The 21,009-nt window shown below is 70.5% G+C and carries 19 protein-coding genes and 2 pseudogenes; 5 read left to right on the top strand and 16 right to left on the bottom strand.

Going from position 1 to position 21,009, the window contains the following annotated elements; translation table 11 throughout:
• Positions 1-13: 13 nt before the first annotated feature.
• Positions 14-1,444: an MFS transporter gene (locus ACWFR4_RS31470; RefSeq protein WP_453655576.1), complete on the top strand. Its 1,431-nt coding sequence runs from the start codon at positions 14-16 to the stop codon at positions 1,442-1,444.
• Complete coding sequence (locus ACWFR4_RS31465) at positions 1,441-2,016, top strand: TetR/AcrR family transcriptional regulator (RefSeq protein WP_453469195.1); 576 nt, start codon at positions 1,441-1,443, stop codon at positions 2,014-2,016. Before ACWFR4_RS31470 ends, ACWFR4_RS31465 begins: the two co-directional genes overlap by 4 nt.
• 21 nt (positions 2,017-2,037) lie before the next feature.
• On the opposite strand, the gene ACWFR4_RS31460 is transcribed toward ACWFR4_RS31465, so the two are convergent.
• Positions 2,038-3,291 carry an amidohydrolase gene (locus ACWFR4_RS31460; protein WP_453655575.1) on the bottom strand — a complete coding sequence of 418 codons (1,254 nt, stop codon included), beginning with the start codon at positions 3,289-3,291 and terminating at the stop codon, positions 2,038-2,040.
• On the bottom strand, positions 3,248-4,549 hold the full coding sequence (locus ACWFR4_RS31455; protein WP_453469197.1) for an RNA-guided endonuclease InsQ/TnpB family protein: 1,302 nt from the start codon (positions 4,547-4,549) through the stop codon (positions 3,248-3,250). Before ACWFR4_RS31455 ends, ACWFR4_RS31460 begins: the two co-directional genes overlap by 44 nt.
• On the opposite strand from ACWFR4_RS31455, the pseudogene ACWFR4_RS31450 reads away from it, so the two are divergent.
• Positions 4,548-4,718 (top strand): annotated as a pseudogene (locus ACWFR4_RS31450) (transposase); the annotation flags it as partial. The gene ACWFR4_RS31455 and the pseudogene ACWFR4_RS31450 sit on opposite strands and share 2 nt — an antisense overlap.
• A 228-nt stretch (positions 4,719-4,946) precedes the next feature.
• On the opposite strand, the gene ACWFR4_RS31445 reads toward ACWFR4_RS31450, so the two are convergent.
• Positions 4,947-5,594 carry an FMN-binding negative transcriptional regulator gene (locus ACWFR4_RS31445; protein ID WP_453655574.1) on the bottom strand — a complete coding sequence of 216 codons (648 nt, stop codon included), beginning with the start codon at positions 5,592-5,594 and terminating at the stop codon, positions 4,947-4,949.
• Positions 5,595-5,624: 30 nt separating this feature from the next.
• Positions 5,625-6,461 carry an EamA family transporter gene (locus tag ACWFR4_RS31440; protein ID WP_453468927.1) on the bottom strand — a complete coding sequence of 279 codons (837 nt, stop codon included), beginning with the start codon at positions 6,459-6,461 and terminating at the stop codon, positions 5,625-5,627.
• A 117-nt stretch (positions 6,462-6,578) separates the two neighbouring features.
• Here ACWFR4_RS31440 and ACWFR4_RS31435 point away from each other — a divergent pair, with 117 nt between their 5' ends.
• Positions 6,579-7,163 (top strand): helix-turn-helix domain-containing protein, encoded by a 585-nt coding sequence (locus tag ACWFR4_RS31435; RefSeq protein ID WP_453468926.1) that lies wholly within the window; start codon positions 6,579-6,581, stop codon positions 7,161-7,163.
• Positions 7,164-7,256: 93 nt separating this feature from the next.
• Here ACWFR4_RS31435 and ACWFR4_RS31430 read toward each other — a convergent pair whose 3' ends face one another.
• The 7 genes and pseudogenes from ACWFR4_RS31430 to ACWFR4_RS31400 form a co-directional block, all read right to left on the bottom strand.
• The gene (locus tag ACWFR4_RS31430; protein ID WP_453655573.1) at positions 7,257-9,083 is read right to left on the bottom strand and encodes a sugar-binding domain-containing protein; all 1,827 of its coding nucleotides are present in this window, start codon (positions 9,081-9,083) and stop codon (positions 7,257-7,259) included.
• Positions 9,084-9,137: 54 nt separating this feature from the next.
• A complete protein-coding gene (locus ACWFR4_RS31425) occupies positions 9,138-9,491 on the bottom strand; it encodes a hypothetical protein (RefSeq protein WP_453655603.1) in 354 nt (117 codons plus the stop codon).
• A gap of 130 nt (positions 9,492-9,621) precedes the next feature.
• Positions 9,622-10,173, bottom strand: a pseudogene (locus tag ACWFR4_RS31420) (carbohydrate ABC transporter permease); the annotation flags it as partial.
• Entirely contained in the window at positions 10,170-10,517 is a 348-nt protein-coding gene (locus ACWFR4_RS31415; RefSeq protein ID WP_453655572.1) for a hypothetical protein, read from the bottom strand. The pseudogene ACWFR4_RS31420 and the gene ACWFR4_RS31415, both read right to left, overlap by 4 nt.
• 215 nt (positions 10,518-10,732) lie before the next feature.
• Positions 10,733-11,461, bottom strand: a complete 729-nt coding sequence (locus ACWFR4_RS31410) for a cupin domain-containing protein (protein ID WP_453655571.1) — start codon at positions 11,459-11,461, stop codon at positions 10,733-10,735.
• The gene (locus ACWFR4_RS31405) at positions 11,455-12,378 is read right to left on the bottom strand and encodes a DUF6807 domain-containing protein (protein WP_453655570.1); all 924 of its coding nucleotides are present in this window, start codon (positions 12,376-12,378) and stop codon (positions 11,455-11,457) included. Before ACWFR4_RS31405 ends, ACWFR4_RS31410 begins: the two co-directional genes overlap by 7 nt.
• Complete coding sequence (locus ACWFR4_RS31400; RefSeq protein ID WP_453469649.1) at positions 12,375-13,523, bottom strand: Gfo/Idh/MocA family protein; 1,149 nt, start codon at positions 13,521-13,523, stop codon at positions 12,375-12,377. Before ACWFR4_RS31400 ends, ACWFR4_RS31405 begins: the two co-directional genes overlap by 4 nt.
• A 181-nt stretch (positions 13,524-13,704) precedes the next feature.
• Here ACWFR4_RS31400 and ACWFR4_RS31395 point away from each other — a divergent pair, with 181 nt between their 5' ends.
• Positions 13,705-14,751, top strand: coding sequence for a LacI family DNA-binding transcriptional regulator (locus ACWFR4_RS31395; RefSeq protein ID WP_453655569.1), 1,047 nt, complete (start codon positions 13,705-13,707; stop codon positions 14,749-14,751).
• An 89-nt stretch (positions 14,752-14,840) separates the two neighbouring features.
• Here ACWFR4_RS31395 and ACWFR4_RS31390 read toward each other — a convergent pair whose 3' ends face one another.
• The 5 genes from ACWFR4_RS31390 to ACWFR4_RS31370 are packed head-to-tail and all read right to left on the bottom strand — an operon-like array spanning position 14,841 to position 20,943.
• A complete protein-coding gene (locus ACWFR4_RS31390; protein ID WP_453469079.1) occupies positions 14,841-16,715 on the bottom strand; it encodes a DUF2264 domain-containing protein in 1,875 nt (624 codons plus the stop codon).
• Positions 16,712-17,692 (bottom strand): hydroxyacid dehydrogenase, encoded by a 981-nt coding sequence (locus ACWFR4_RS31385; RefSeq protein ID WP_453655599.1) that lies wholly within the window; start codon positions 17,690-17,692, stop codon positions 16,712-16,714. Before ACWFR4_RS31385 ends, ACWFR4_RS31390 begins: the two co-directional genes overlap by 4 nt.
• Positions 17,693-17,715: 23 nt before the next feature.
• A complete protein-coding gene (locus tag ACWFR4_RS31380; protein WP_399976700.1) occupies positions 17,716-18,588 on the bottom strand; it encodes a carbohydrate ABC transporter permease in 873 nt (290 codons plus the stop codon).
• Positions 18,585-19,568 (bottom strand): carbohydrate ABC transporter permease, encoded by a 984-nt coding sequence (locus ACWFR4_RS31375; RefSeq protein WP_453655568.1) that lies wholly within the window; start codon positions 19,566-19,568, stop codon positions 18,585-18,587. The genes ACWFR4_RS31380 and ACWFR4_RS31375 overlap by 4 nt, the downstream gene beginning before the upstream one ends.
• 31 nt (positions 19,569-19,599) lie before the next feature.
• Positions 19,600-20,943 carry an ABC transporter substrate-binding protein gene (locus ACWFR4_RS31370; protein WP_453655567.1) on the bottom strand — a complete coding sequence of 448 codons (1,344 nt, stop codon included), beginning with the start codon at positions 20,941-20,943 and terminating at the stop codon, positions 19,600-19,602.
• Positions 20,944-21,009: the final 66 nt, after the last annotated feature.

Raw genomic sequence — 21,009 nt, 5'->3', positions numbered from 1 at the left:
CCCACGGGCTCTCGTGCCCGTCCTCGTCTCGCTCGGCATGCTCGTCGCCGTGGTCAGCAGCCTCGGCGCACCGCTCATCCCGACCATCGCGGCCGAGGACCACGTCGCCGTCTCCACCGCACAGTGGGCGCTGACGGTGACGATGCTGGTGGGAGCCATCGCCACACCGGTCATGGGGCGCCTCGGCGACGGCCCGCACCGCAAGAACGTGATCCTCACCGGCCTCGCCGTGGTCCTGGCGGGCAGTCTCCTAGCGGCCCTGCCCCTCGGGCTCACCAGCCTCCTCGTGGGCCGGGCGCTGCAGGGCGTCGGCATGGGCCTCGTCCCGCTCGCCATCGCCACCGCCCGCGACGCGCTGCCTCCGGAGCGGGCACGGTCGGCGGTGGCGACCCTCTCCCTGACCACCGCTGCGGGCATCGGTCTCGGCTATCCGATCACCGGCCTGTTCGCCCAGTACCTCGGCATGTACGCCGGATTCTGGTTCGCGGTCGCCACGGCAGCCGCCGCTCTCACCGCCACCGTGATCGTCGTGCCCGCGGCGCCGAAGCGCCCCGCCATCCCGATGGACTTCCCCGGCGCGCTGCTGCTCGCCGGTGGCATGGCGGCCCTGCTGGTGACGCTGGCCGAGGGGGAGCGGTGGGGCTGGGGATCCGCCCCGCTGCTCGCGCTCGCCGTCGCGGCCGTCGTCCTGCTCGCCGGGTGGGTCCTGCACTCGATGCACTCCACGCATCCGCTGGTGCGGGTACGGCTCATCAAGGATCGCGGCGTACTCGTCGCCAACCTGACCACGATGGTCGGCGGTGTCGGCACCTACCTGTTGATCGCCCTGGTCACCCGCTACGTCCAGACGCCCGAGTCCGCCGGATACGGCTTCGGCTCGTCCATCGTCGTCACCGGTCTGCTGCTCGTGCCGTTCTCCGCGGCCAGCCTCGTCACCGGCCGCCTGGTGCGGATGCTCGGCGCGGCGGCGACGCCCGCCCGCATGCTGCCGCTGGGCTGTCTGCTCTCCCTCGCGGGTCTGGTCTGCTTCCTGCTCGCCCGCTCCAGCCTGTGGGGCATCGGCACGATGATGGCGCTCGCCGGACTCGGGGTGGGCGTCACCTTCGCGGTCACACCCGGCCTGATCGTCGGCGGGGTGCCCGCACAGGAGACGGGCAGCGCGATGAGTTTCAATCAGGTCATGAAGTACATCGGGTACTCGACCGGCAGCGCGCTCAGCGCGGTCATCCTGCAGGCCGCCACCGACCCCGGCGCGGCGCTGCCGAGCAACGACGGATATCGCACCGCGGGCCTCGCCGGCTGCGCCGCCTTCGTGATCACCGGCATTCTCGCCGTGGTACTCACCCGCACGGGCACCCGGCTGCGGCCGTCCGTGATCGCGGCGGGGCACGTCGCTCCGGTCGCCACGGGTGAGCGGGCGCGCCCCGAACCGAGCCGCCGGTGAGCGACGCGGCCGCCGGCCCGCGCCGGAACTCCGCCCGCACCCGCGAGGCGCTGCTGCGGGCGGCGACCGAACTCTTCTCCGAGCGCGGCTACGACCGCACCACCATCCGCGAGATCGGTGAGCGGGCCGGGGTGGACCCGGCCCTGATCGCACGCTACTTCGGCAGCAAGCCCCTGCTGTACGTGGAGGTGCTGCGCGCCGAACACGGTGACGCCGTGCCGGACGACCTGCTCACCGAGCCCCGCCTGCGCGAGGTCGCCGAACGTGCGGAGCGCCGCGGTCCTGTCCCTCTGCTGAGGGTCGCCGTCCAGCCGTTGAGCGATGGGGCCGCGCAGGACGCCACCCGCGCGGCACTGCGGTCCCGGCTCGTGGATCCGTTGCGCGCACGCTTCGCCCGGGAGGGCAGGGACCGGCCGGGGCTGCGGGCCGACGTGCTGGTGGCGGCGGTCGCCGGGGTGTTGCTCGCCCGCCATTCCGGGGCGTTCGAGGACCTGGCCGACGCGGAGGTGGACGAGGTCGTCGACGTATTGCTGGAGACGCTCGGTGGAGACGGGCCCGCCGGCGATCGGTGAACGCCGGCAGGACCACCGCGTTCACGCGTCCGCGAGCCAGGTCATTGCGGCTACGACGAGTGCTTCCACGCCCGTGCTCAGGGTGGGCTCGACGACCGGGGCGAAGTGGGGGGAGTGGTTGCTCGGCAGCTCGTCCAGCCGGCCTTCCTGGAGCGCGCCGAGAACCGTTTCGGTGTCCAGGCCGCCCCAGAACCAGAAGACGGTCGGCACCCCGAGCACCTCACCGAACACACCCACGTCCTCGCTCGCGTTCACCTGAGGCATCGGCATGATCCGCTGCTGCCCGAAGTGCTCCGCGAACGCGGCGACCGTGGCCTGCGTCGCCTCCGGATCGCTCACCAGCGCCGGCGCGGCGCCGGTCCAGGCGAACTCCGGCGGCTCCGCCGCGCCACTCGCCTGCGACTCCGCAGTGGCGATGCGCTCGATGGCGTTGCGGACCTTGTCGCGGATCGCCGGGGTGAAGGTGCGGACGTTGATCCCCAACTCGGCCTTGTCGGGGATGATGTTGTCCTTCGTGCCCGCCTGCAGGCGACCCACGGTCACCACGGCGGTCTCCGCCGGAGGCACCTCCCGCGCGACGATGCCCTGCAACCGCGTGACCACGTTGGCCGCCATGAGCACCGGGTCGATGGAGGCCTCGGGCCGGGATCCGTGGGCGCCGCGACCGTGCAGGGTGAGGTCGAGGGAGTCCGCGGCAGCCATCACCGGTCCTGTGCCGTAGCCGATGACCCCTGCGGGCAACGGCCCGACGTGCTGGCCCAGCACTACCTCGGGCTTGGGGAACCGTTCGAAGAGCCCGTCGTCGACCATCCCGCGTGCGCCGACCGCGAGTTCCTCAGCAGGCTGGAACACCACCAGCAGTGTGCCGCGCCACTGGTCACGCGACTGCGCGAGCAACATGGCCGCGCCGGTCAGGCAGGCCGCGTGCATGTCGTGACCGCAGGCATGCATCACCGGTACGTCACGGCCCTCGTGGTCCACGCCTCGCGTCTGACTGGCGTAGGGAAGGCCGGTCTTCTCCTCCACCGGCAGCGCGTCGAAGTCCGCGCGGAGCATGACCACCGGCCCCTCGCCGTTGCGCAGTACCCCGACCACGCCGGTGACGCCGATCCCTTCGGCCACCTCGTCGAAGCCCGCCTCGCGCAGGCGCTTAGCCAGTAGACCGGCGGTGTGTGTCTCCTGGAGCGAGAGCTCGGGATTTCGGTGCAGATCCTTGTAGAAGGCGGCGAGTTCATCGCGGATCTCCGGCAGTTGTGCGGTCACCGTCTTCGACATGGCTACCTGACCTCTCTGAGTACCGATGTGCGTACCTTGACGTACTCCCCGTCTTAAGGACGGGGATTTCGGCCTGGGTCGGCTGACCCTTCCGGAGGCTTCCTGCTTCAACGCGCTGTGCCGGGACTTTCGCCCTGGTCTTACCAGCGCTCCACGAGGCGTTTAGCCTGTCCGCTCGTCCAGCGGCCAGGATGTTTCGTGCGGCGTTGATGTCCCGGTCGTGGACGGTCCCGCAGTTTCCGCAGATCCACATACGGACATGCAAGGGCTTGGGGCCGTCCTTGACGCCGCAGGCAGAGCAGACCTGAGAAGTCGGCTCGAAGCGCGCGATCTTGGCGAAGTACCGGCCGTGCTTGATGGCCTTGTACTCCAGCATGTCGACGAACGCCGACCATCCGGCATCGTGCACGGACTTGGCGAGCCGGGTACGGGCGAGGCCCGACACCGCGAGGTCTTCCACGTACACCGCTTGGTTGTCGCGGATGATGCGTGTGGATTCCTTGTGGTGCCAGTCTCGGCGCCGGTCCGCCACCTTGGCGTGCTGACGTGCGACCTTGATACGGGCTTTGGCCTTGCGGCATACCTCCTTCTGTAACCGCTTGAGCTTCTTCTCGGCGCGCCGCAGGAACTTCGGAGAGCTGATCTTTTGGCCGTCGGAAAGGACGGCGAACGCGGACAGGCCGAGGTCGATACCTGTCTCGGTGTCCAGCTCGGGCAGGATCTCGGGTTCGGTGTCCACGACGAAGCTCATGAAGTACCGGCCCGAAGAGTCCTTGGCCACCGTCAGGGAGGTCGGTGCGGTCGGCAGCGCCCGGGACCACTTCACCTTGATGTTGCCGATCTTGGCCACATACACAGTGCCGTTACCCTGGAGGGAGAAAGCGTTGTTGTTCAGCCGGATCGCCTGGCGGGTGTCCTTCTTCGACTTGAAGCGGGGCGGCGAGACCTTGCGGCCTTTGCGTTCTCCCCTGAGCGAGGCGAAGAAGTTCTTGTAAGCGGTGTCCAGGTCGCGCAGGGACTGTTGCAGGACGACCGCCGATACGTCTGCCAGCCATGCCCGTTCTTCGGTGCGCTTGGCCTGCGTGATCCGCAGCCGCGACAGATCGGCCGACGTCACATACGGCAGACCGGCGGCGTGTGCTTCCTTCCGGTCGCGTAGGCAGTCGTTCCACACCACGCGGGCGCAGCCGAACGCCTGGGCCAGCGCACGGCGCTGGGTGGCGTTCGGGTACACCCGGTAGGCGTAGCGAAGCTGCATGACCATGATCGTAGTACGTTGGTCCGTTTCAAGTCTTAACGTGCACATGGTCTTTGTGACGAAGTACCGGCGCGGTGTGTTCAACGACGAAATGCTGACCCGCACCGAAGAGATCATGCGGAAGGTGTGCGAGGACTTCGGGTCCGAACTGAACGAGTTCAACAGCGAACGACGACCAGGAGGTACGCATCCGGCGCTGCCGTGATCCGGCAGTCGTACGCGCGCGGCGAGGCGTCGCGGGTCACGGTCGCCGTCCCCTCATCGACACGACCGCCAGCAGCGGCCCCCTGGATCGCGACGTCGAACGCGATGCGGGTCGGCGGCCGCAGACTGTGGCGGCCCCTGCGGCTCACCGAACTCATCGCAAGTCCCTGATCCGAGGAACGAGTCCGCCCTGTCAGGGCTTCCAGTCGCCCATGCGGTCCAGACGGCGGAGCTGCTGGCGGGCGGTGGGTACGTCGAGTGCCTCGCCCCGTGCGGTGAGGCGGTCCGCGACCGTGGTGCGGTGCTCGGTGGGCTTGTGGTCGTCGTACTTGAACTTGGCGACCACATCGATGACGTCCAGGCGCAGGCCGCGGATGCCGGGCAGCATGCGGCCGTACGGAGGCTGGTCCACCAGGACGGGGGCGTGGTCGCCGTCCGGCTGGAAGTGGGCGAGCTGGCGGCGAAGGAGCTCGGCCTTGGCCTCGGGGGCGTCGACGATGTGGGCGTGGCAGGTGAACTGGACGGCCGCGTAGTAGCTGGTGGGGACGCCGTCGGTGGGTGTCGTGTCCGGCTTGGCGCGCCAGGGGCCGGGGATGAAGGCGTAGTCCCCGATGACGGTGAACGTGACGTTCGGGTCGTGCTCGATCGCCTTCCAGACCGGGTTGGGGCGGGCGAAGTGGATCAGGAGCTGGTTGTCGTCGCCGGTGAAGTGGGTGGGGACGACCACGGGGGCCCGGCCGGGAAGGCCGTTGACGCCGAGCTGGCCGAAGTCGTGGCCGTCGGCGATCCACGCCTGCCATTCGCCCTCGTCCAGTGCGGCGTCCCAGGGTTGGATGAACACGCTCTTCTCCTTGCGGGGTGGTGGGCCGGTTCAGGTGAGGGCGAGGAGGCTGACGGCGACGGCCGCGGTGCCCAGGCCGACGAGCTGGCCGCGATGGATGCGTTCGGCGAGCACACTCCGGGCGAGCAGAACCGTGCCGACCGGGTAGAGGGCCGTGATCACGGCGACGACGGTGAGGTCTCCGCTGCGGACGGCGATGAGGAACAGCAGGTTCGCCACCGAGTCCAGCACGCCTGCCGCGGCCGACATGGCGTAGGCGGGCTTCTCGCGGCCGAGCCTGCGGCGCATGACCCCGGCCGCGGTCAGGGTGACCCCTGTCGAGACCGCCCTGCCGACGATGAGCGGGGCCACGCCGCTGTCCGCCGGTGCCTGGTGCAGGAAGACCAGCTGGAGGGCGATCGCGGCGCCCGCGCCGAACGCCAGTTGCAGCGCTGTGCGCGACGGACGCGACGAGCCCGCGCCGTGCCCGGCACTGACCAGAACGACGGCGATGAGCGCGAGCGGCAGGCCCAGCAGCCCGGCCGCGCCCAGCCGCTCGCCCTGCATCAGACCCACGCCGACAGGCAGCGCGGCGGACATCAGCGCGGTGACCGGGGACAGCACGTTCATCGGGCCGATGGCCAGGGTCTTGTAGAGCAGCGCGAACGCCACCGCCGAGGCGACACCGGAGGCGGCACCCCAGCCCACGGCGCCCGGGCTGAACGACGCGCCGAGCACGGGCCACAGCAGCAGCTCGACCGCGAGGCTGGCCGGGGCGGCGACCATCACGGTGCGCAGCACGTGCGCCTTTCGGGCACCGAGGCCGCCGAGGAAGTCGGCGCAGCCATAGGCGAGTGAGCTGCCCAGAGCCAGCAGCAGAGCGATCACGGGTACATCCCTTAGTCTTCAGTGGAACGACTGAACCGTACATTGGACCGACCGCGCGTGTCAACCAACCGACCGGACGGTGCATTGCAGTGGTCCACCGGCGAGGATGAGGATCGGATGGCCGAGACAGAGGAAGCCCTGCGTACGCTCGCGCACAACGTCAGGGCGGCCCGTACCCGAGCGGGCCTGTCCCTGGACGAGCTCGGCCGACGCGCCAAGGTCAGCAAGGGGGCCTTGGTCGGACTGGAGAAGGCTCAGGGCAACCCGAACTTCGCCACGCTGGTCCGGCTCGCCGACACCCTCGGCGTCTCGGTGTCCGCCCTGATGGAGGGACCGGCCGAAGGGCGCGTCCGCGTCGTGACCGCCGGCGCCGTGATGCCGCTGTGGACGGGGGAGCGGGGCAGCGCGGCCCGGCTCATGCTGACGACCTCGGGCCCCGCCCCCGTCGAGGTCTGGCGCTGGCAGCTGGCACCCGGTGACGCATACCCCAGCCACCCCCACCAGGCCGGAGTCGTCGAAACGGTCAGCGTCACCGTCGGAGAGATGATCCTCGAGGTCGATGGCACCGAGCACCCTGTCGAGGCCGGACAGACGGCCACCTTCGACGGCAACGCCCCCCACACCTACCGCGGTTCAGGTACGGAGACCTGCCACCTCATCATGACTGTCCACCTGCCGCCCGGCCCCGCGGGCACCGTCTGACGACCGGTGAGGTCTCCATGGGCGGTGGTCACGGTGACCCGGGTCTCGGCCGGTCCGACCAGCGTCAGTTCGTGAATCGCCGCAGGGTGCATGTCAAGGGCCGACTTGCGACGCGCCTCGGCCCAGGGTGCGGGTCCGGGTGAGAATCTCGCGCAACTCCCCGATGGAGAGCTTCGGTTGACGGTCCGCCGAGAACAGGCCGTTGATCTCCTGCTCCGTGTCGGTGAACTGGGTGAAGCAGAACCCGGCGAGCCCGGAGTTCACTGTGGCCTCCACCAACCCGGCCAGCCGCTCGGCGAAGTCCTCCTTCGTGCTCACGGTGTCGTAGCCGAACCACTCGGCGCCCTCGGCCGGTTCGAAGGTGGCCCCGCCGAACTCACTCAGTACGACAGGCTGCCCCTGGTGGCGTACGCCGTCCAGAAGGAGCCGCTTGGCACCCGGCCACTGCTCGACGATCTCACCCTGCCGCAACGAGGAGTGCCCGTAACGCTCGCGCAGTACCTGCGCGTTCTGTGTGTAGTCGTGCACACCCCAGATGTCGGCGGCGGAGATCTCCCAGCCGTCGTTGGACACGGACGGGCGTGACGGGTCGAGGGCTTTGGTCAGGTGGTAGAGGCTGTCCATGAAGTGCCGCTGGGCGGGGACGAGCGCCGGGTTCGGGACGGACCAGGACTCGTTGACCGGAACCCACGCGACGATCGACGGGTGGCTGAGGTCGCGGGAGATCGCCTCGGTCCATTCGCCGACCACCCGCTCGACGGTCTGCGCGCCGAACGTGTACGCCGACGGCATCTCCTCCCAGAGCATCAGCCCCAGTCGGTCGGCCCAGTAGAGGAAGCGGGGATCCTCGATCTTCTGGTGGATGCGCAGCCCGTTGAGGCCGATGGACTTGGCCAGTTCGGCGTCGCGGCGCAACGCGTCGGACGGGGCCGCAAGATGGGATGCGGGCCAGTAGCCCTGCTGGAGTGCGAATCGCAGGAAACACGGCTTGTGGTTGAGCAGGAAGACGCCGTCGTCCCAGCCGATGTCGCGCAGGCCGAGGTAGGACGTGACGCGGTCGACGGGGGTGCCGTCGGCCGCGTCGTCCAGCGTCACCGTCGCGTCCACGAGATGCGGCCGGTCGGGGCTCCAGAGCAGGTCGTCGAGGTCCTGAGCGTGCCGAAGGGCCGGTACCGCGACATCGAACTCCGTCTCCTGTTCGCCGGTCAGCGTGCGCTGCTCGGCGAGCACCCGATCGCCCTGAGTGAGGCGCACCGTGACGGCCGTCGGACGTTGCGGCCACTGGCTGAGCCGGATCCGGCAGCGGACGCGGGCGCGGGCGACGTCGGGGGTCCAGTGCAGGACCGTGATGTGCTCGTCCGGGACGTCCTCCAGCCACACCGGCTGCCATATCCCTGAGGTGCGGTGGTACCAGATGACGTGCGGATCGCGTCGCCAGTCCTGCTTGCCGCGAGGCTGCGCGGCGTCGAGGGGCTGGTCCTCGGCCCGGACGACGACGCTCTGCTCCCCGTCCCGGAGCACGGCGTCGGTGAGATCGCACGAGAAACCCGTGTGACCGCCTTCGTGACGCCCAACGAGCTGTCCGTTCACCCACACCTCGGCCCGGTGGTCGACCGCACCGAAGTGCAACAGGAGGCGCCGACCCGCAGCCGGACGGGTGACCTCGATCGTGCGCCGGTACCAGAGCACGGGATGGAAGGAGGCGTCTGCGATGCCCGAGGCCTCGGACTCGGGCGGGTAGGGCACGATGATGGTGGCGGTGAACGGCTCGGTGGTGTCCGGGTCCATCCAGCGTCCGGAGCGACCGCGGTCCGCGTCGTCGTAGGCGAACTGCCACGGACCGCTCAGGTCACGCCAGTCGGGGTCGCGGACGAGCTGCGGCCGCGGGTGGCCGGCGGCGTCCAGGTGCGGGTACGGCATGCGAGAACTCCGGTGGTGTCGTACGTGAGTGCAGGGGTAGAGCGTTGCCGCGGATCAGCCCGCAGGGGATCGCAGCGCCACGACCGTGGCGGCGAACGCCAACGGCCCGGGCAGCAGCGGCGTCAGCAGGGGGATCGACCAGGCCAGGACCACGCTCAGGAGCACGGCGCCGGCGAGCAGGAGGGTGCCGCGCGGATCGGCGACGCTGCGGAGAAGTCCCTCTCGCGCGGACAGCCGGTACGGGGCCTCCAGTGCCGTCGCGCGCAGCCCCACGACCATGGCGCCCAGCGTGAGCAGCGCCAGCACGGGCGACATGATGGCCGCTCCGGGCAGCGAACTGCGCAGCAGCGCGGCGTCGATCAGGAGAACCAGCGCGAGCAGCGGAGGAACGCACCCGGCGGCCAGCACCCGCGCGGTCAGGTGTGCGCGCAGGTGCCCGACGTACGCGCCGGCCCTGACCGGGAGGCCATGGTCGGCGGACTGACGGAGGGTGGCAGAGGCGGCGGCGAACGCGGCGGGTGCGGTGACGACGGGGAGGCAGGACCACGAACACCGAGAGGTCCGGATTGCCCACCCAGCCGCCGGCGTGAATGCCTACCGAGTCCAGAATCCCGGACACCGTGCCGCCGTCGTTGAACAGTGCGCGCCATACCAGGGCGATGGACATGCTCGCCCCGAGCAGGGAGGGCGCGTAGAAGGCGGAGCGGTAGAAGGCCCGGCCGCGGTTGAGGTTCTTGAGCAGTATCGCCACAGCGAGGGCGAGGCCCAGCTTCAGCGGGACGGCGACGACGACGTACAGCATCGTGGTGCCGACCGACCGCCAGTAGCGGGGGTCGTCGGTGAGCATCTCGGTGTAGTTGCGCAGGCCCACCCAGTGCGGCGGGTCGAACAGGGTGTAGTCCGTGAAGGACAGGTACAGGGAGACGGCCATCGGCACGAGGGTCAGGAGGAGCGCGCCGATCATCCACGGCGTGAGGAACACGTAGGCGGGCCACTGCCGTTCACACACCTGGCGGCGCTGACGGGCCGGCGGCTTCCGGTCCATGGTGGGGGTGGGGCGCGCGGGCGCCCTGGTCGACACAGTGCTCATGACCTCAGCTCCCGGGTGGCCTCGTCGATGAGTTCGCGTGTGGCCAGGCCGTACATCACGCGCTGGAATTCGCGGATGAACGCGGTCTGGACGGCGACATCGCCGCGTGGCGGTGCGGTGGGCGGGGCGTCCAGGCCGTACTGCTCCATGGTCTGTGCGTACTCGTAGATCTCCCGCTCGGGGCCCTTGAGTGTCTTGGCGATGCGGGCGGCGATCTTCCGGTTCGGCGGGGTGGAGCGGGAGAAGGCGAGGATGTCGCCGACCCTTTGGTCGTTGAGGAGGAAGTCGACCAACTGGGCTGCCTCCTTGGGGTGTTCGCTGTGTGATCCGATGCCGATGAGCATGCTCGGCTTGAAGTACGCGCCCTGGTGGCCGTCCGTCGTGGGGTTCTGCGACCGGCTCCGCAGGCGCGGTACTGAGGCCGACGGCGGCCGCGGCCAGGACGGCCCGGCGGGGGAGTGGGCGCCGGCCGCTTCGGGGCTCGGGCATGGAGGCCTTCCAGGGGACGGTGCGTGGATGGGGGGCGAGGGAGGGACAGGGGCGGCCCCGGTGCCGGATGTCAGATGCCGGGGTAGACGTCCAGCCGGCCGCACATGCCGAAGCGTCCGCGGGCGGTGGGCCCGGTCGCTGTCACCCTGGCTCGGTCAAGGTGTCCGGCGCCGTTCGCGCGCAGGGAGGCGAGTTGGGACCCGGTCGCCGCCGCCGCGGCGTGGGCGCCGTCCTTCCAGCGCCGCTCCCATGCGTCAAGGCGCGGGCGGATCAGCTCGGCGGCGGCCCGCTGGAACGCGGCCAGCGGTTCCGGATCGCCGCCCTCGGTGGCTTCGCGCAGTTCCAGGAAACGGCGGGTCGCCAGATCGCGCCGGGCGCGGGCGACCTGCACCTGCTCGGCCTCGAGGGCGTCGGTGGGGATGCGGATCGCGGTCGCGTAGGTCTCGGCGTCGGCGAGGAGGTCCTGGGGGAGGGTGAGCACCGCGTCGCCCGCCTCGGGCAGGCCGCTGTTCTGCATCACGACGGTGATCTGCAGGCCGCCGCCATTGGTGAGGCGATGGATCGTGCCGGGCGTGAACCAGGCCACCGTGCCCGGCTCCAGAGGGGTCTCCTCATAGCCGGAGGTGGTCAGCGGCCGCACCGTTCCCCGGCCGGCCGTCACGACGTAGCCCTCGCTGCACGTGAGGTGCAGGTGAGGGGTGCCGCCGCCGGGCCGGCCGTCGACCGTGGGCCAGTCGTAGACGGTCAGCCGGGACACACCCACCGCCGCCGGGAATCCGTCGTACGTCGCGCTCACCACGCGTGTCCCCGCAGGTGCGCGGCGACCTGCCCGCGGTCCCAGGCGCCGTCGGCGACGGTCACGCGGTAGCTACGGGTGAGGGTGTCGCCGGGGGCGAGGACGAGCTCCTCGTGGAAGGCCCAGGACGGCGCGACCGCGGCGAACGGATCGCTGCGCACGAACCAGTGCGCCGGGTGGGTCCCTTTGTCGCCCGCGTGGTCGTTGGCGGGGGCGTGCTCGAAGACGACCGTGGCGTGGCCGTCGCGCCCGTCGTGCTCGCCTACGTACGCCAGCCACGGGGCTTGACTGCCCATCAGGTCGCCGCCGTCCGCCTCGGCGGTGAAGACCCGGCCGTCGCGGAAGGCCCGCGGTCCGCGCCAGAACAGGCCGGTGTATCCGGCGGCCGGGCGGCCATGGGTGGTGGGGCTGCCGAAGCGCAGCGGCTCGTCGCGCCGGTTGGTGACGGCCGAGGTCCAGGTCAGCGACCAGCTGCCGGTGTCCGCGTCCACGTCGCGCACCTCGATGCGGCGTTCCTCGTCTGCCCACAGCTCCCTGTTGTGCGGGTGCCAGGTCAGACGCTCGGCGATGACGGCGCGGCCGTCCGCGGCGGAGACCTCCTCGAAGGAGACGTGGGCCATCGAGCCGACCTTCTCGGGCAGGGCGAGGTAGCCGTCGCCGTGCACGTAGGTGTTGCCGCCCCAGAGGTTCTGGCCCGACAGGTGGGAGGCCGTCAACTGCAGTCCCTTGTGCCACCGGTGGTCGTTGGGTCGGTAGTCGGTGACGACCGCGCCGGACAGGGTGCGGATCGGGTGCAGATACGGCTTGGGGGCCTCCCAGGCGGCTTCGGGCCGGTACACGTAGGCGAAGAGCTCGGTGCCGGTGGCCGCGTGGGCGACGGTGATGCGGTCGCCGTGGGCATGGGTCAGTGCGAGCGTCATACGGGGTCCTCTTCCTGATGGGGCGCGGCCGGTGCCCAGCCCGGGGCGTCGCCGTGCAGGGCGGTGTAGTAGGGGTCGCCGGGGCCGATGTCACCGGCGCGGACGGGCGTGTCGGTGAACGCGGACTTGTACAGAGCGGTGATGAACTCGAGCGTCCGGCGTCCGCCGGCGCCGCTGGTGGCGTGGCGCCGTCCGGCCTTGATGTCGGCGACGAGCGCCCGCAGTTGGGCGAGGTGCGAACTGGGCTCGTCCTCGCCGAAGTCGTGCCAGCCGGCCACGGTCTCCTCGGGGACGCCGGGAGCGGGCGTGATGCGCCAGTCGGCGTTGCGGTAGCCGTACAGGTGCGTCAGCTCGATGGTCGCGAGCTCGCAGTCGATACGGATGCGGCTGACCTCGTCGGGGCTCAGGACGCTGTTGACGACCGTTCCGACGGCGCCGTCGGCGAACCGGATCTGGGCAGTGGACACGTCCTCGGTCTCCACGTCGTGCACGAGGCGGGCCGCCATGCCGCGCACCTCGGTCCACGGCCCCATCAGATCCAGCAGCAGATCCGTCTGATGGATGCCGTGCCCCATGGCCGGGCCGCCGCCCTCGGTCGCCCAACGGCCGCGCCAGGGCACGGAGTAGTAGGCGGTGTCCCGATACCAGGTGGTCTGGCAGTGCGCGACCAGCGGGCGCCCGAACGCGCCCTTGCGCAGCAGGCGGCGCACGTGCCGGGCGCCGGAACCGAAGCGGTGCTGGAAGACGATCGACGCGTACGGGTCCCCGTCACCGCCCTTCTCCTCCGCCTCCACGGCGTCGTAGTCGGCCAGCGATGGGCACGGCGGCTTCTCGCACCACACCCAGGCACCGGCTCGCAGCGCAGCGACGGACTGTTCGCGGTGCACGGCGGGCGGGGTGCACAACACCACGAGGTCCGGGCGTACTTCGGCGAGCATCGCGTCGAGATCAGTGGACGCGTAGGGGATCCGGAACGTGTCGGCGAACGCGCGGACCGCGGTGTCGTCCACGTCGACCACGGCCACGACGTCCGTCTCCCCTTCCGCGGCCAGCGTCCGCAGGGCGGGGAGATGGCTGGAGCTCGCGATACCCCCTGCGCCGACGACGGCCGCGCGCAGCGGACGGTGGGGACGATCTGGAGACATGGGGACCCTCTCGAGAGGCGGACGGCAAGCGCTTGCCGTGAGGTAGTTCCAACGTTGTAACCGCCGTGTGTCCGCAGGGTCAACCCCCTCGCCGGGAAAGAGTTCCGGGCAGTCGGAACGCTGGTGCGTCGTGCTCGCAGGTGCATAATCTGGAGGGACTTCGAGTACGGGGGGCTGATCAGTGGGGGCAGTGACACTCAAAGACGTGGCGGAGCGCGCGGGGGTGTCGATCAAGACCGTGTCCAACGTTGTACGTGGCGCCCCGAAGGTGTCGGAGACGACGCGGACACGGGTGATGCGCGCAGTGGCGGAACTCGGCTACCGGCCCAATCAGTCGGCGCGAAGACTTAGGACCGGGCGCAGCGGTCTGATCGCGCTGGCCGTACCGGACCTCGCGACGCCCTACTTCGCGGAGCTCGCGCACCACGTGAGGACTGAGGCCGCGGCGCTGGGATTCACCGTCCTGATCGAGGAGACGCTGGGGGACGCCAAGGAGGAGCTGCGCCTGGCGACCGGTGTCGGCGCGTCGTTGCTGGACGGCGTGATCCTTTCGCCGCTGCACGTCTCGCCCGACGAACTCGCGGCCGTCGCCGGCGAGTTCCCGCTGGTGCTGCTCGGCGAGCGCAGTTACGAACGCGATCGCGTCGTCGCCGACCACGTCCTGATCGACAACGTCGCCGCGGCGCGCGAGGCCACCGCGCACCTGGCCGGTCTCGGCCGCACCAGGATCGCCGCGATCGGCGTCGACCGACCGGCGTCCGCGACCAGCCGCCAGCGCCTTGAAGGCTTCCAACTAGCCCTGCATGAGGCGGGGTTGACATACGACCCGAGACTCTCGCCGCAGGTGACGGAGTTCGGCCGTCGCAACGGACTCCTGGCGATGCGCACCCTTATCGGCCTGCCGGCGGATGTGCGGCCCGACGCGGTCTTCTGCTTCAGCGACCTGCTGGCGATCGGAGCCCGACGGGCCGCGTTCGAAGCGGGCTTGAGCATCCCCGAGGACATCGCCCTGGCGGGCGTCGACGGATCCGAGGAAGCCCGCTACGGCACGCCCTCCCTCACATCGGTGGTTCCCGACAAGACCGCGATCGCCTCCCTGGCCGTGAAGTGTCTGGCGACCCGCATCCGCGCGGATGCGGCCCCGCCTTTCGAGGTGCACATGGCCCCCTACTGGCTGGAGGTGCGGGAGTCCACGAGCGGTGAGCGACAGCAGCCGACCACCCCCTGAAGGGACCGCCTGCGGCCCGCACGTGCGGGCCGCAGGCGGCCAGGCCAGGATGGGAGACGGTGCACAAACCGCCGGTTCAGGAACGGGCGTCACCCATGGGTGACGCGCACCGGCTCAAAGGCCACGACGGTCTGCGGGCCGTCGGCCCACCGCACCCGCAACTCCCTCTCGTCGACGATCACTTCGGAGACCGCGTCGGCGAGTGACGCACTCGGCTCGTCGGCGCTCAACGACGCCAGCGCCACGAACACCGCCGTTCCCTCGGCCGTGCCCGAGAGCCGAGGCACCCGCACCCACGGCTCGTACGCCGTCCCCTGCGGTGCCCGCACCTCGTCCCGCTCGCCCCATCCGTACAGGCCGTGCAGCTGCGAGCTCAGCGCATCCGAGGCCCATCCGGTGAGCCTGACCCCCGCTCCGGGCGGCGCCGCCACGACCCGGTGCACCCGCAGCTCGTACCGGCCCCGGGCCACGGTCAGGCTCTCCACCCGCAGCCCCGGCACCATCGGCGCGCCCGACGCGAACACCGGAAGGTGCGAGGAAGCGGCCCAGCCCCACCCGTCACCCTGCCCCGCGCCCAGCGGACGGATCCGGCGCCGCACGCTCGCGACGCCGGCGATCACGACCGACAGATGGTTGTCGGCGACGTTCGTCCGGGACGTCGGGCCTGTGTGCGTCGAGTACGCCTGACGGCCGTAGAGCGGGTCTTCCTGCGCGGCCGACTCCGCTTCCTGCGGGCGGACATGGTCGCTGCCGTGGTTGTGGAGCCGTACGATCCCATCGGCCCGGGTCGACTGGACGAGCAGCCCCGGCGCGGGCAGCGCGAGCACCCGGTCCGGGCCCTCGCTCGGCGCCGGCTCCTCCGTCGCCGTCCACAGCGGGTCGTCCTCCGGCGCGAGCAGCGACACGAACCCCTTCGACGCCCAGTACGGGGACGCCGGCCCCGAGTAGGTCTGCAGCGTCGCGTCGTGCGGGCCGTGCCAGCCCAGGCTCAGCAGCCCGTCGTCCGTCACCCCGCCCCGGTCGAGGAAGTAACGCAGACTCCCGCTGATGAGGCGGCGCGACGTGCCGGGCGTCAGCGGGGTGTGGCCGGTGACGGCGCCGATGCCGACCGCCGCCGACGCCGCGAACCGGTACGTCAGCGAACGCCCGAAGTGGATCGGCGCCCCGTCGGCGCCGAAGAGCAGCGAGAACCCTTCGAGGTGTTCGCGCAGCCGCGGCCCGAATCGCGCAGCCAGCGCGGTGTCCCCGGACAGGTGCGCGTGCAGCAGCGGATACAGGTGCAGCGCCCACCCGTTGTAGTGGTCGAAGGCCCGCCCGTCACCGTCCGCGTACCAGCCGTCGCCCCGGTACCACGTCTCCATCAGCCCAAGAGCCCGTTCCATGGCGCGCGTTGTGGCCTCGTCGCCACGGCCGACCGACTCCAGGAACGACGCCACCGTGAACGGGAACAGATACCAGTTGTTGGGCGCGGGCGTATGGTCGATCGCGCCGCGCAGCCAGGTCTCCGCCCGGTCCTGCACGTCGCCGTCGAGCCGGTCCCACAGCCATGGCCGGGTCAGCGACAGGCCGAGCGCCACGGACGCCGACTCGACCATCGGCTGGCCCTGCACATGGTGGTCGAGGATCAGCGGCCATGACTCGGCGTCGTCCCGGCCGGGCGTCCGCGTGCCCGCCGTCAGGCCCTGCGCGTACCGCTCCAGCCAGCCGTGCGGGTCCTTTCCGCCGGCGCCCGCGACCCGGAAGCCCGCCGCCAGGAACGTACGGGCGAAGCCTTCGAGGCCGTCCGAGCGGACGCCGGACCCGGAGGGGCGGCCCGGCAGGTCGAGCAGGGCGCCCCCGGGGGTCGCCCAGCGCCACGCGGCGCCGAGCAGCCCGTCGGCGACGGCCTCCCAGTGCGCGCGCGTGTACCCGGTGGTCGGGCTCAACTCACGGTTCTCTTCGGGCAGTTCGAACGGGATGGTCATGCGAGGAACGCCAGCCTTTCGCGTCGTACGGGATGGGCGAAGCCGTCGCCCGCGGCCCACCGCGCCACCTCGCCGACGGCAGTGTCGGCGAGGCGTTCCCACTCGTTGCCCTGGGAACCCGCGAGGTGGGGGGTGATGAGTGCGTTCGGGCAGTCCCACAACGGGTGGGTCGGGGGCAGGACCTCGGGGTCCGTCACGTCGAGGACCGCGCCGATGCGGCCCGCGCGCACCACGTCGGTGAGCGCGTCCTGGTCGACGACGGCGCCGCGCGAGGTGTTGATGAGGGTGGCCCCCGGCCGCATGGAGCCGAGCAGCTCCCGACTGACGAGGCCACGCGTGGCCGGCAGCAGCGGCGTGTGCACGCTCAACAGGTCGCTGCGCGCGAAGAGTTCGGACAGCTCCACCCACTCGACGCCCAGTTCGGCGGCCTCCGCCTCGGTGATGTACGGGTCGTGCAGCAGCACCTCGAAGTCGAAGGGCCGCAGCAGCTCGATCACCCGGCGGCCGATCAGCGACGCGGACAGCAGGCCCACCGTGCGACGGTAGTTGCCCACCTCCTGCGTGGTCAGCAGCCAGTTGTCGCGCTCTCGGGTCCGCCGGAAGTCGCGGGCCCGTTCCAGGACGTTCTTTCCGTGCAGCAGGATCATGGCGAGGGTGTACTCCGCGACGGGCAGCGCGTTGGCCGCGGCCGCCGACGACACCTCGACGCCCCGGTCCCAGCAGGCGTCGGAGACATGTCCGCGCACCGAACCGGCCGCGTGCACCACGGCCTTGAGGCGCGGCGCCGCTGCCAGTACGTCCGCGTCGAGCCGCGGACAGCCCCAGCCGGTGACCAGGACCTCGGTGTCGGCGAGGACGTGCATGGCCCGTACGGTCGTCAGGTCGTCCAGGACAGGCAGCGGCGCCAGGTCGCACACCTCCGCGAGCGCGGCCACGGACCGCGGCGTGAAGACGGCCGCCGCGGCCTGGGGGGACATGGCCAACGCCACCCGGGGCTTGCTCACTTGACCGCCCCCGCCGTCAGACCGGACCGCCAGAACCGCTGGAGGAAGATGAACGCGAGGACGAGAGGAAGGACCGCCAGGAGCGAACCCATGATCACCACCGGGTAGTACTCGGGCGAGACGGTCGCCTGGCTGTTCCACTGGAACAGGCCCAGGCTGACGGGATAGAGCTTCTGGTTGGACAGCATCACCATCGGCAGGAAGAAGTTGTTCCAGATCGCGGTGAGCTGGAAGAGGAAGACCGTGATCAGGCCGGGACCGAGCATCCGCAGCGAGACGCGGACGTACGTCGTCAGCTCACCGGCGCCGTCGACGCGGGCCGCCTCCAGGACTTCGTTCGGCACGTAGCCCTGGGCGAAGATGCGGCCCAGGTACACACCGAAGGGGTTGAACAGGACCGGTATGAAGACCGACCAGAAGGTGTTCACGACGCCGGTCGCGGACGCGAGCAGGTACAGCGGCAGCGCGAGCACCGTCTGCGGCACCATGACCGCCGCGAGCACCAGGCCGAACAGCTTCTCCTTGTGCCGGAAGTGGTACTTGTCGAAGGCGTAGCCACAGGCGACGCTGATCATCGCGCCGATCGCGGCGCCGAGCACCGCGTACAGCAGGCTGTTGCCGTACCAGCGGCTGTAGAGGCCGCCGTCCATCGCGAACAGGTCCTTGACGTTCTGGACGAACGAGAAGTCCTTGAAGGAAAGGATGTTGCTGCTGAACAGCGCGTCGCGGGACTTGCCGGCGGCGAGCACCAGCCACAGCGCCGGCAGCATGGTGTAGAGGACGGAGATCGCGACGACCACGTTGACGGTCGTCCGGCCCAGCAGACGGGGACGCAGCAGGGTGGACCTGCTCAGCTCGGCAGTGGTCATCGGGCGCTCTCCTCGGCCGAGTTGACACGGTTGGTCCAGCGGGTGACACCGTAGGAGACGGCGATCGTGATGATGAGGAGGATCACCGACGCGGCGGCCGCGAGCGAATAGTTGTTGCGGCTGAACGCCGCGTCGTAGATGTACATGCTCGGCGAGAACCGGGCATCGACGACCTGCGAGCCCGCGCGCAGCAGCATGGGTTCTGTGAACAGCTGCAGCGCCCAGATCAGTGTGAACATCGCGACCATGACGATCGAGGAGCGCACCAGCGGTGCCTTCACCTGGAGCGCGGTGCGCACCGGACCCGCCCCGTCGACCACCGACGCCTCCAGGACCTCCCGGGGGACCGCTTGCAGGGCCGCGTAGAAGACGACCATGTTGTAGCCGAGGTTGCTCCACACCGCGATGTTCACGATCGACGGAATCGCGGTGTGCAGGCCCAGGAAGTTGACGGTGATGTCGGCCTTGCCGAGCACGTCGATGATCGGGCTGATGCCGGGGGTGTAGAGGTACAGCCAGATCAGCGCGGCAATGATGCCGGGCACCGCGTGCGGCAGGAACAGGCCCAACTGGGCCCAGGAACGCAGCCGTACGAGACCTGAGTCGAGCAGCAGCGCCAGCGCCAGCGAGCCGATCGTCATCACCGGGATGTAGATCAGGCAGTACAGCGCGACAGTGCCGAGGCCGGACAGGAACGACGGGTCCGTGAGCACGGCGGCGTACGAGCGCAGGCCGACGAAGACCGTGCGCTCCGGGCCGAAGCCGAGGCCCGGCTGGTCGTCGCTGAAGAAGCTCAGCCAGACGGCCGTGCAGACCGGGATCAGGAAGACGAGCGTGAGCAGCACGAAGAACGGGGCCATCAGGACGCCCGCGGCGCCGCCCCGGCGGCGCTTGGCCGCACGCTGCGCCTTGCGCCGGGAGCTGTCCGCCTCCCGCGGGGGAGCCGCCGCCGTAGCGGGGACCTGGGTTGTCGCGGTCATGGGACTCACCTGCCTTTCGGGATGCGGGCGTTCACGTGGAGTGCTGGGTGGTCTTGAGGCCGAGCGCCTTGAGGTCGGGCATCGTGCCGTCCTGTGCGGCGCGCATGGAGGACTCGATCGTCCCGGAGCCCGCCGCCGCCCGGGCGAAGGCATCCGACATGACCTGCCCGGTCGCGGTCATCCGGGGGCCCCAGACCCAGCCGTCGCTGACCTTCTGGGCCTCCTGCTCGAACAGCGCGTAGATGTCCTGCCCGCCGTAGTACGAGCGGTCGAAGGCCGCGCGTCCCACCTTGATCAGCTCGGTCGCGGCCGGGTACTGGCTGCTCGCGCCGCTGGAGAGCCGGGCCTTGAGGGCGTCGGGGTGCGAGACCTGCCACTCGATGAACTCCATGGCGGCCTCGGGGTGCTTGCTGTCCTTGGTGATCGCGAACGTCGAGCCGCCCTGGGTGCCGAGCGCCGGCTTCGAGGGGTCCCACTGGGGCTGCGGGGCGATCCGCCACAGTCCCTTCTGCTGGGGGCGGGCGTTCATCTGCGCCCCCGCGTCCCAGGCGCCGCTGTGCCGGGTCAGGACGAGGCTGTTGCCGACCTGGGCGTCGGCCTCGCGGCTGTTGGGGGGATTGACGTAGACGAGGTCCTCGTCGATGAGCCGCTGCCAGTACGTGGAGACGCGGCGCGTGGGGGCGTCGGCGAGCGACACGTTCCAGGCGCCCTTCGAGGTGTCGAACCAGTGCGCCCCGGCTCCCCAGCACCAGGCCGAGAACTGGCCCATGTCCGTGGAGAAGAAGGTCACCCTGCGCTTGCCGCCGGTGCGGCGGACGGCGCGTGCCAGATCGGTGTACTCGTCCCACGTGGTGGGAACCTCGAAGCCGTACTTGTCGAAAAGGTCCTTGCGGTAGTGCAGCACCATCGGCTCGACGTCCAGGGGCACGCTGTACGTGCGCCCCTCGAACGTCGTCAGGCCGAGCGCCTGCGGCAGCAGCTTGGCCTTGAGCTTGTCGCTGATCACGTCCGTGATGTCGCGGGCCACACCGTCGATCGCGTAGCCCGGGACCTGCGGGTACTCGATGGTGGCGACGTCGGGCGCGTTGCCCGCGCGAGCCGCGTTGCTGAGCTTGAGATATCCGCCGGAGGTACCGGACGGTATCTGTTCGAAAGCGACCTGGATGGTGTCGTGCGTCTTGTTGAACGCGTCCACCACTTCCTGGCTGCCGCGCAGCGCGGACCAGAACGTGATGGTGGTCGTGCCTTTGGTACCGGACTTGCTGCTGCTCCCGGATGACGCGCTGTCGTTCCCGCTGCAGGCGCTCAAGGCGCCTGTCAGGGGCAGCGCGGTGATCGCGGCGAGCACCGATCGACGGCTCTGTCGACCAGGCATGGGCGCCTCCCGCGGCTCCTGCGTGTTCGAGTCACGGGAATCCTGATCGGCTGACCGGACGTGGTC

The organism is Streptomyces sp. NPDC055140 (genome assembly GCF_053607285.1).
The sequence above is the reverse complement of the archived record's forward strand: the minus strand, read 5'-3'. Positions and strand labels throughout refer to the sequence as shown.